At 44.7% G+C, this 11748-nt stretch carries 3 protein-coding genes; all 3 read right to left on the reverse strand.

Features of this window, described 5'->3' with window-relative positions:
• Positions 1-31 precede the first annotated feature (31 nt).
• Positions 32-9592 (reverse strand): CshA/CshB family fibrillar adhesin-related protein, encoded by a 9561-nt coding sequence (locus tag BLR60_RS03775; RefSeq protein ID WP_090496962.1) that lies wholly within the window; start codon positions 9590-9592, stop codon positions 32-34.
• A gap of 119 nt (positions 9593-9711) precedes the next feature.
• Positions 9712-10827: an AraC family transcriptional regulator gene (locus BLR60_RS03780; protein WP_090496964.1), complete on the reverse strand. Its 1116-nt coding sequence runs from the start codon at positions 10825-10827 to the stop codon at positions 9712-9714.
• Positions 10828-10832: 5 nt separating this feature from the next.
• The gene (locus tag BLR60_RS03785; RefSeq protein WP_167354675.1) at positions 10833-11645 is read right to left on the reverse strand and encodes a helix-turn-helix domain-containing protein; all 813 of its coding nucleotides are present in this window, start codon (positions 11643-11645) and stop codon (positions 10833-10835) included.
• Positions 11646-11748: the final 103 nt, after the last annotated feature.

Below are 11748 nucleotides of genomic sequence, written 5' to 3' on the forward strand. Positions count from 1 at the left end.
TTTTGATATGGCCGGTTGCCCGGCCGTACACTTATTTTTTAATTAAAACCCAACCTTTTTTAACCTGCTTATCGCTACCGTTTCTCAACGTGATCATGTAGTAATAGGTACCTTCGTTTAAGCCCTGACCGTCCCATGTGTTTTTGTAGTTGCTATTACGATATACTTCATTACCCCATCTGTTAAAAATTGCAATTTCTACTTGTTGGTAGTTTTCGATACCTACGATTACGAACAGATCGTTCTTTCCATCACCGTTTGGTGTAAACACGTTAGGTATAAAGAAACCTGTTACATTGATATTCGCGGTAGCCACATTGGTCCAGTTCCCATTCTCGTCTTTTACGCGGTAAGTAAACTGGTCTTTACCGGTATAGCCGCTATATGGCGTATAGATTACCGTTCCGTCAGAGTTAACTACCAGTTTTCCATGTGCCGGAGACGAAATAATCTCAACCGTCGATTTGTCGAATGGAGATCCGTCGATCCTGTCGTTAGTAAGTACTGGGATTGATACCGGCTTATTGTATTCCGTTTCCCCATGATCGTCAACTGCGACCGGTTTAGAAGGAATAACAGTAATTGTTACCGTTGCAGGGTTAGATACCTGACCGTTTTCATCAATAACGGTATAGGTAAATGTGTCTGTTCCGGTATATCCGTTATCAGGTGTGTAATTTACCGTACCATCTGTATTTACCTTTACCGTACCGTGAGCAGGCTTGGTAACCACAGTTGTACTTGCAGGCAATAAAGGCTTGCTGCCGGGAAGATCATTAGTTTGTAGATTAATGGTTACCGGTTTATTTTGCTGCGTTTTACCAGTGTCATCTTTCGCTACAGGCGGTTTAGCTAAAGTTGTTTCCGTAGCCTGATCATTGTCGGTATCTGTACCCGATGTGTCTTTCACATCGTTGCCTTTGGGATCTTTGGCCGTTGCCACTGCAGTGTTTGTTACCTTTCCGTTATCAATGTCTGCAGCAGTAATTTTATAAGTTTCCTTATGAGTTACCGAGGCGCCTGGCGCAAGTATTCCAGAGATTACTTTTGTGCCGGCAAAGATCAAAGGATCATTAAGAACAATATTGCTCAATGTTGTATTGCCTGTATTAGTGATCGTGAAGGTATATTCGATGTCGTTGTTTAACACGAAGGCACCTTGTACACCTGTCCCAACGTTAGTTACCTTTTTAACCAGCACTAAAGCTCCGGTCTGCGGAAGTGGCGTAACCGTACAATCCGGACAGGCTGGATCAACAGGTGGCATACCCGGACCTGAAGGGTTGCCGCTTTCAGATTCATCGGTAACGTTGTTTCCTTTAGGATCTTTACCCGTTGCTGTTGCAATGTTGTAAACAGCACCTTTATCGATATCCGCCTGGGTCACCGTATAAGAAGCAGTAAATGTATTTAAGTCTGCTGCGCCCGGAAGTAAAGTTACCGGGCCACCGGTTACGGTTACTTTAGGGTCAGTAATCACGATGCCGCTCACCGTTACGTTACCCATGTTTTCAACTTTGAAAGTATAGCTGATCTTGTCGCCAAGGTTCACCTTGCCATCACCGTTGGTATCTGCATACGTTCCGGTTTTGGTCAATCTGATCACCGGGGTTTGTGGAAGTGGCGTAACCGTACAATCCGGACAGGCAGGATCAACAGGCGGCGTACCCGGACCTGAAGGGTTACCGCTTTCAGACTCATCGGTAACGTTGTTCCCTTTAGGATCTTTACCCGTTGCTGTTGCAATGTTGTAAACAGCGCCTTTATCAATATCGGCCTGGGTTACAATATAAGAAGCAGTAAATGTACTTAAGTCGGCTGCACCTGGAAGTAAAGTTACCGGTCCACCGGTTACGGTTACTTTAGGGTCGGTAATCACGATGCCGCTCACCGTTACGTTACCTGTGTTTTCAATTTTGAAAGTATAGCTGATCTTGTCGCCAAGGTTTACCTTGTCATCGCCGTTCGTATCTACGTACGTTCCGGTTTTGGTCAATCTGATCACCGGGCTCTGTGGAAGTGGCGTAATGGTGCAATCCGGACAGGCAGGATCAACTGGTGGCGTACCAGGACCTGAAGGGTTGCCGCTCTCAGACTCATCTGTAACGTTGTTTCCTTTAGGATCTTTACCCGTTGCTGTTGCAATGTTGTAAACAGCACCTTTATCAATATCGGCCTGGGTCACCGTATAAGAAGCAGTAAAGCTCGATAGGTCGACAGCGCCAGGAAGTAAAGTTACCGGTCCACCGGTTACGGTTACTTTAGGGTCAGTAATAACGATGTCACTTACCGTTACGTTTCCAGTGTTTTCAACTTTGAAAGTATAGCTGATCTTGTCGCCAAGGTTTACTTTACCGTCGCCGTTGCTATCTGCGTAAGTTCCGGTTTTAGTTAATTTAATAACCGGGCTCTGTGGAAGTGGCGTAACCGTACAATCCGGACAGGCAGGATCAACAGGAGGTGTACCAGGACCTGAAGGGTTGCCACTTTCAGATTCATCGGTAACGTTGTTTCCTTTAGGATCTTTACCCGTTGCGGTTGCAATATTGTAAACAGCACCTTTATCAATATCGGCCTGTGTTACCGTGTAAGAAGCAGTAAATGTAGTTAAATCGGCAGCACCAGGAAGCAAAGTCACCGGTCCACCGGTTACGGTTACTTTAGGGTCAGTAATCACGATGTCACTTACCGTTACGTTTCCAGTGTTTTCAACTTTGAAAGTATAGCTGATCTTGTCGCCAAGGTTTACTTTACCGTCGCCGTTCGTATCTGCGTAAGTTCCGGTTTTGGTTAATTTAATAACCGGGGTCTGTGGAAGTGGCGTAACCGTACAATCCGGACAGGCTGGATCAACAGGTGGTGTACCCGGACCTGAAGGGTTGCCGCTCTCAGATTCATCTGTAACGTTGTTTCCTTTAGGATCTTTACCCGTTGCCGTTGCAATGTTGTAAACAGCGCCTTTATCAATATCGGCCTGGGTTACCGTATAAGAAGCAGTAAAGCTCGATAGGTCGGCATCGCCAGGAAGTAAAGTTACCGGTCCGCCGGTTACGGTTACTTTAGGGTCGGTAATCACGATATCACTCACCGTTACGTTACCTGTATTTTCAACTTTGAAAGTATAGCTGATCTTGTCGCCAAGGTTTACCTTACCATCGCCGTTGGTATCTGCATACGTTCCGGTTTTGGTCAATCTGATCACCGGGGTCTGTGGAAGTGGCGTAATGGTGCAATCCGGACAGGCAGGATCAACAGGTGTTGTACCCGGACCTGAAGGGTTACCACTTTTAGATTCATCGGTAACGTTGTTTCCTTTAGGATCTTTACCCGTTGCCGTTGCAATGTTGTAAACAGCACCTTTATCAATATCGGCCTGGGTTACCGTATAAGAAGCAGTAAAGCTCGATAGGTCGGCATCGCCAGGAAGTAAAGTTACCGGTCCGCCGGTTACGGTTACTTTAGGGTCGGTAATCACGATATCACTCACCGTTACGTTACCTGTATTTTCAACTTTGAAAGTATAGCTGATCTTGTCGCCAAGGTTTACCTTACCATCGCCGTTGGTATCTGCATACGTTCCGGTTTTGGTCAATCTGATCACCGGGGTCTGTGGAAGTGGCGTAATGGTGCAATCCGGACAGGCAGGATCAACAGGTGTTGTACCCGGACCTGAAGGGTTACCACTTTTAGATTCATCGGTAACGTTGTTTCCTTTAGGGTCTTTACCCGTTGCCGTTGCAATGTTGTAAACAGCACCTTTATCAATATCGGCCTGTGTTACCGTATAAGAAGCAGTGAATGTATTTAAGTCTGCTGCACCAGGAAGTAAAGTTACCGGTCCGCCGGTTACCGTTACTTTAGGGTCGGTAATCACGATGCCACTCACCGTTACGTTACCTGTATTTTCAACTTTGAAAGTATAGCTGATCTTGTCGCCAAGGTTTACCTTGCCATCGCCGTTGGTATCTGCGTAAGTTCCGGTTTTAGTTAATTTAATAACCGGGGTCTGTGGAAGTGGCGTAATGGTACAATCCGGACAGGCTGGATCAATAGGTGGTGTACCCGGACCTGAAGGGCTGCCGCTCTCAGATTCATCTGTAACGTTGTTTCCTTTAGGATCTTTACCCGTTGCTGTTGCAATGTTGTAAACAGCACCTTTATCAATATCGGCCTGGGTTACAATATAAGAAGCCGTAAATGTATTTAAGTCGGCAGCGCCAGGAAGTAAAGTTACCGGGCCGCCGGTTACGGTTACTTTAGGGTCGGTAATCACGATGCCACTCACTGTTACGTTACCCGTATTTTCAACTTTGAAAGTATAGCTGATCTTGTCGCCAAGGTTCACCTTACCGTCACCATTGCTATCTGCGTACGTTCCGGTTTTGATTAATTTAATCACCGGGCTTTGTGGAAGTGGCGTAACCGTACAATCCGGACAGGCAGGATCAACAGGTGGTGTACCCGGACCTGAAGGGTTGCCGCTCTCAGATTCATCTGTAACGTTGTTCCCTTTAGGGTCTTTACCCGTTGCTGTTGCAATGTTGTAAACAGCACCTTTATCAATATCGGCCTGGGTTACCGTATAAGAAGCAGTAAATGTAGTTAAGTCGGCAGCGCCAGGAAGTAAAGTTACCGGTCCACCGGTTACGGTTACTTTAGGGTCGGTAATCACGATATCACTCACCGTTACGTTACCTGTATTTTCAACTTTGAAAGTATAGCTGATCTTGTCGCCAAGGTTTACCTTGCCATCGCCATTGCTATCTGCATACGTTCCGGTTTTGGTTAATCTGATCACCGGGGTCTGTGGAAGTGGCGTAATGGTGCAATCCGGACAGGCAGGATCAACAGGTGGCGTACCCGGACCTGAAGGGTTGCCGCTCTCAGACTGATCGGTAACGTTGTTCCCTTTAGGATCTTTACCCGTTGCCGTTGCAATGTTGTAAACAGCGCCTTTATCAATATCGGCCTGGGTTACAATATAAGAAGCCGTAAATGTATTTAAGTCTGTTGCACCAGGAAGTAAAGTTACCGGGCCACCGGTTACGGTTACTTTAGGGTCGGTAATCACGATGCCACTCACCGTTACGTTACCTGTATTTTCAACTTTGAAGGTATAGCTGATCTTGTCGCCAAGGTTTACCTTACCGTCGCCGTTGCTATCTGCATACGTTCCGGTTTTGGTTAATCTGATTACTGGGGTTTGCGGAAGTGGTGTGATTGTACAATCCGGACAGGCTGGCTCAACAGGAGGTGTACCAGGACCTGAAGGGTTGCCGCTCTCAGATTCATCTGTAACGTTGTTTCCTTTAGGATCTTTACCCGTTGCTGTTGCAATGTTGTAAACAGCACCTTTATCAATATCGGCCTGGGTTACCGTATAAGAAGCAGTAAATGTATTTAAGTCCGCAGCGCCCGGAAGCAAGGTTACCGGTCCGCCGGTTACCGTTACTTTAGGGTCGGTAATCACGATATCACTTACCGTTACGTTACCCGTGTTTTCAACTTTGAAAGTATAGCTGATCTTGTCGCCAAGGTTCACCTTGCCGTCGCCGTTGCTATCTGCATACGTTCCGGTTTTGGTTAATTTAATAACCGGGGTCTGTGGAAGTGGCGTAACCGTACAATCCGGACAGGCAGGATCAACAGGTGGCGTACCCGGACCTGAAGGGCTGCCGCTCTCAGATTCATCTGTAACGTTATTTCCTTTAGGGTCTTTACCCGTTGCCGTTGCAATGTTGTAAACAGCACCTTTATCAATATCGGCCTGGGTTACCGTATAAGAAGCAGTAAAGCTCGATAGGTCGACAGCGCCAGGAAGTAAAGTTACCGGGCCACCGGTTACCGTTACTTTAGGGTCAGTAATCACGATGCCGCTCACCGTTACGTTACCCGTGTTTTCAACTTTGAAAGTATAGCTGATCTTGTCGCCAAGGTTCACCTTACCATCGCCGTTGCTATCTGCATACGTTCCGGTTTTGGTCAATCTGATCACCGGGTTTTGCGGAAGTGGCGTAATGGTACAATCCGGGCAGGCTGGATCAACAGGTGGCGTACCCGGACCTGAAGGGTTGCCGCTCTCAGATTCATCTGTAACGTTGTTTCCTTTAGGGTCTTTACCCGTTGCCGTTGCAATGTTGTAAACAGCACCTTTATCAATATCGGCCTGGGTTACCGTATAAGAAGCAGTAAAGCTCGATAGGTCGACAGCGCCAGGAAGTAAAGTTACCGGGCCACCGGTTACGGTTACTTTAGGGTCAGTAATCACGATGCCGCTCACCGTTACGTTACCCGTGTTTTCAACTTTGAAAGTATAGCTGATCTTGTCGCCAAGGTTCACCTTACCATCACCATTGGTATCTGCATACGTTCCGGTTTTGGTCAATCTGATCACCGGGTTTTGCGGAAGTGGCGTAATGGTACAATCCGGGCAGGCTGGATCAACAGGTGGCGTACCCGGACCTGAAGGGTTGCCGCTCTCAGATTCATCGGTAACATTGTTTCCTTTAGGATCTTTACCCGTTGCTGTTGCAATGTTGTAAACAGCACCTTTATCAATATCGGCTTGGGTCACCGTATAAGAAGCAGTAAAGCTCGATAGGTCGACAGCGCCAGGGAGTAAAGTTACCGGGCCACCGTTTACGGTTACTTTAGGGTCAGTAATCACGATGCCGCTCACCGTTACGTTACCTGTGTTTTCAACTTTGAAAGTATAGCTGATCTTGTCGCCAAGGTTCACCTTGCCATCGCCATTGCTATCTGCGTAAGTTCCGGTTTTGGTTAATCTGATCACCGGGGTTTGAGTGATGATCGTTTCAGTAGGTGTATCATTTAAAGCATTAGATCCCGAAATATCACTTACAGGAGTATTGATTGGATCTTTAGCCGTAACCGTAGCCTGGTTTGTTACCTTACCAGCATCAACATTAGCCTGGATAACTGTATATGCACCTGAATAAGTCCATACTTCATTAACACTAAGCAGCTGATCGTTACCGGTATCGCCAGTAGGGCCAGTTAAGGTAACAAAAGGCAGACTTTCCGCTAAAGCGACTGTGTTCAATATTACATCCCCTTCGTTTTTGACTTTAAAGCTGTAATTAATCACATCACCAAGTTTGAAAGTGCCACCAGCACCGCTACCCGTATTCGTTATTGATTTAACTAATGATATTTTCGGATTGGTACCAATGGTAATCGTTACTGTAATTGGGTCAGAATCTACCAGATCGGCCGTAGTAAGTTTGTAGGTATAGGTATCCGTACCGATATAACCATTTGTTGGCGTATAGGTAATTGTTCCATCACCATTAACCACAACAGAACCGTGTGTTGGATTGGCCACTTTACTAACAGTAGTACCTGAAGCACTGACACCATCATTGGATTTTACAACTGTTGTAACCGGCGTATTTAATGCAGTTAAACTGGCATCGTTAACACCAACCGGTTTAATGCGGACGGTAATTTCAGCCTGATTACTTACAACACCTGCGTTGTCTTTTACTGTGTATTTAACCGGCGTTGCAATACCGATAAAGGCAGGCTCGGGATTAAAGGTAACTTTTCCGGTTGCCTGATCAACGGTATAAACACCCTGGTTGGTTACTGTGAGACTGGTACCATAGGTATTTGTTGTTGGGTTAAACAGTAAAACTGTTGTTTTATTTATTGTTGAGTTACCGTTTGGATCCGTATCGTTTGCAAGAACATCAATAATCAAGTTAGTGTCTATAGTAGTAGATACGCCATCGTTTACAGCAACCGGAACTTGATCAACGGCAAAGTTTACCGCTGTTACATCCATACTTTGACCAGGTATTACTACCGTTACCCGCATATCAGGCACACCAGTTTCAAATCCCGTCTGACTATTGTTAACGCCAAACGCATCACCTACCGCACTCCAGCCAGCGGGAATCGTTGGCGGGATATTAGCCAGTGTATTAGTTCCGTTTACCGGCACGTTAACAGTAGAAATAGCCACACTATACGCCCCCTTATTCAGGTTGGCAAATTGATAGCTGCCATTAGCGGAAACAGGTGTTTTAGCAATAATTTTATTCGTGTTATCTAATAAGTAAGCGTATAGCGGAGATCCGCCGAGCGTGTTGATTCCGGTTCCGGAAATTTGATTGTCACTCAGTCCGTTTCCGTCGTTAATCACATTTCCAGAAATTGACGGGCCAGTAATATCCTTCAACTTGTAATCTTCTGTTTCACCATCGGCAGCGAACGATGTACTTCGTTCATCTACCGGCGTAGCAGGGTCATCAACTAGATTACTTGTTGTTATTCTGATCCGGGCATAGAGCGGCCCGGTTTTAATGTCATTAATAAAAGACGCATTAGGATAAGTAAGCGTTACTGTATAATTGGAAGCATTGGCCGGAACAGTAACACTGATCATTTCATTAGGAGAAAAAATACCATCCCCATTAAAGTCGATCCATCCACGTACCACAGCAGGCACGTTTTTAGTATTAGTAACCGGAAAGTTAATGACATAATCTCCAGCCTGATTCACCTTAACGTCGGCTAATGCCGAAGCATCAATTGTGTTTTCATCATTATTCTGTGTATTGTTATCCGCATTAGCCAGGGGTCCATGAGCACCCAGACCATCTGCGTCTACATTAAGCGAACCGATATACACCGTAGCCTCAGGCGTTAATGGTGTAGTAGGATAGTTAACAGTAGCATAATCGCCATCACCAGGAAAATAATCAGTAATTAAAAATTTATCAATATAATGGCCAACTTTATCACCATAAGAGATCGGGGCATCGCCAAGATCAAAAGGCAATACAAAACCGATGGCCATGGCGGTAATACCAGAACCTTTCATCTCTACATCCAGCAGGTTGCTTGCATTATGGGCAAACATAACCGCCTGGATACCAAAATTGCCGGGTTGAAGGTTTGCAGAAAGTTTAAATTTCTTACCTGCATTAGAAAGCAACATTCTATAGTGGTCATCATTAGCGTTACCATTGGTACGCTTGTTTAACAACTGCCAAGCAATAGAAGAAGGTGATGTTCCCTGGATATATTCACCACTGGCATCAATAGATTCAGCATCGGCAATCACCATACCCGGGTAAGTAATGTTTGTCCAAACCCCATTTATCAGAATATCAACTTTTACATCAATATCAAACTTGATTGTTGCGCCCGCTGTGGTGGCAAGACCTGAATTTACCACACCCCTGGAATTTGGCTTAGCAAGTCCATTTCCAGAATAGATCAAGTCAAGACCATCGCCAGTATATTGACCAGGCGTATAGGCTACCATATTTCCGCCAACATTAGTAGTGCGGTTAGAAATGATGGCTGTGATGCGGACGGTTGGGGAGAACATCCAGCGGTATGTACCGTTTACCACATTAGTACTGGTAAAGGTTGCTGGCTTTTCAGTCAGGGTAGCATCATCCCAGGTAAGCCAGTAAACAGATTTGGCAAGATCGCCAGCTGTTCCACCAACGGCATATTGCGCCCTGGCGTGGTTTACGAAAAAAGTTAGAGCAATGAGCAATCCAATTGCGTACCGAAATCGTAAGTTTCGTTTTAAATACAGTAAAAATTTTTCCATGCGATAAGTTTATCTTTCCCCATAAACGTAGGGGAGCGTTTTGTGGGCGCAAAGATGACTTATGCAGGTATTAGTAATGGATCATCCATATGGGCAGGCGTACTTCCCACATGGATGATCTATGTTGAGGTGACCTGTTGCAGGTATTCTGATGGCGTGATGCCAACCAGCGATTTGAAGTTCCTATTAAACGAAATCTTTGAATTAAAGCCACTTGCGAGCGCAAGTTGCTCTATGGTTAGCTTGCGCTCAGGTTTATTATCCAGCATATGGCAAGCATATGCTATACGATGCTTGTTAACGAAACTGGTAAAATTGGTTTGCAGCTGCAAATTGAGTGTTTGCGTAAGGTGGTGGGCTGGAATTTTAAGTTGGAGTGCAAGATTTTCGAGAGAAAGAGCCGGATCAAGATAAGGTTTTTGTGCATCCATCAGATCATTAAGTTTGGAAGTATACTCCTGCAGCTGAAAATCTGATAATTTCGATTTAGCATATAAAGGCGTAGCTTCAGCATCTTTATCAATAAGAGGCTCACCATCAGCAAGAGGCACTTTAAGAAAGCTGTTTCTTAAATAACCAAGAATCAGGAGGGCTATGATTAGCATGAAAGTGTAGACGGTTACCCTGAATACGTAGCTTTTCTGCGCAGCTACACCCTCCTTAGCTATAGAAATATTTACGGCGAAAAAGAATATACTGATAAACATCAACATAATCCCCCCTATCAATACAAAGATTCGCTTACGCTTAATGTGAAGAATGGCACTGCTTCCGCGACTAAAGATGCCGGTAAGGGTATAGCCTAAAAGAGAGCATACCGAAAGTAGTCCGTTTATCCGCATGATTGGTTTGAAAATCAGCGGATCCTTATGCCAGCCATAGACTGCAGCATGGATAAAGACCCCAAAGAAAATGATGAACGGGATAATATGTATCAATACCCTTTTAGTAGAAATAGTCTTCCCCTTCATCGCCCGGAGGGTAAAATACAGAAATGGACCATACATAAATACGAATGGCATCATCCTATCCAGCCAGCGCAGATTGCTATAGAAGTTCTCCAGGAAAAAGACATAGAAGGCATGAAAGCATACAAATATGGAAAAAGCATGGAGCACTTTACCAAAAAGCTCTTTTCTGTTGTAATCAAATCCGATATAGATGTTTATCGCACTAATGGTTCCGGTCAATAACAGAAGATAGGGAATCAGAGGGAATATTGTAGGTTCATTCATAGGTGTTAAGGGGTACGCTGAGGATCTAAGTGAGTTCGTTGATATTCTTGTGGTGTTAAATTGGTAATTTGCTTGAAATATTTATTGAAAGACGTTTTTGAGTTGAAACCGCATTCGTAAGCTAAAGATTCAATGGTGAGCATGCCGTTGCTGGATTTCATTTGTTCAATAGCATAATTGATCCTGTACTGAGCTACGAACTTATAAAATGTGAGTTTCATATGCACCGTAAATATTTGAGACAGGAGGTGTTTGGGGATGTCCAATGTTTTAGAAAGGAGTTCTAATGACAAGTCGGATTTGAGATAAATATTTGTGTTGTCAAAGCAGTCGGTAATCATTTTGCTGTAGCGCTCTGCCATTTCAGTACTCAGTTGCGAATTAGCATACATAGGTGTTACGGCATCTTCTAGCTTCGCTGGAAGCGCTGTTGGTGCATTTACCAGGTATCGAAAACCCAGGAAACACTTGCTCAACAGAAGAAAATAACTAAAGAAACGGTAGTCAATCCCCATGTCAATTTTAAATACGTTCCAGCATAAATACATCAGGATCATTAGTGTGGCAATGATGATGTATATAGCAGCCCACATCACCAGCAGATCGTTAGCTGGTGTATGCTGTGCCGAATACAGTCTATTGAGTGTCAGGCAGCTGTATGTTATTAATGATATGGAGATCACCAAATAGGAACTTTGGTAAAATGCAAATGCACTACCGGCCCATGTATAATGAAAGATTTCGCCAAACCATACATATGCATAGATAACTGAGGTAATTGCTGCCGGTATTAAATGTAAACCATCTTTACCCGTCATTCGGGCTCCGGGCAGAGACCGTAAAGCAAGATGGAGCAGTGGGCCAAATAACATCCAAGCGGGATTCCACAGACGCTCAGTAAGGCTTATTTCATTTATGGTC

The organism is Pedobacter terrae (assembly GCF_900100705.1).
GTDB classification, from domain to species: Bacteria; Bacteroidota; Bacteroidia; order Sphingobacteriales; family Sphingobacteriaceae; genus Pedobacter; species Pedobacter terrae.

Coding starts and splice junctions, on each gene's coding strand:
- BLR60_RS03785 (WP_167354675.1), bottom strand. CDS start 11,645: ATGACGGGTAAAGATGGTTTACATTTAATACCGGCAGCAATTACCTCA.
- BLR60_RS03775 (WP_090496962.1), bottom strand. CDS start 9,592: ATGGAAAAATTTTTACTGTATTTAAAACGAAACTTACGATTTCGGTAC.
- BLR60_RS03780 (WP_090496964.1), bottom strand. CDS start 10,827: ATGAATGAACCTACAATATTCCCTCTGATTCCCTATCTTCTGTTATTG.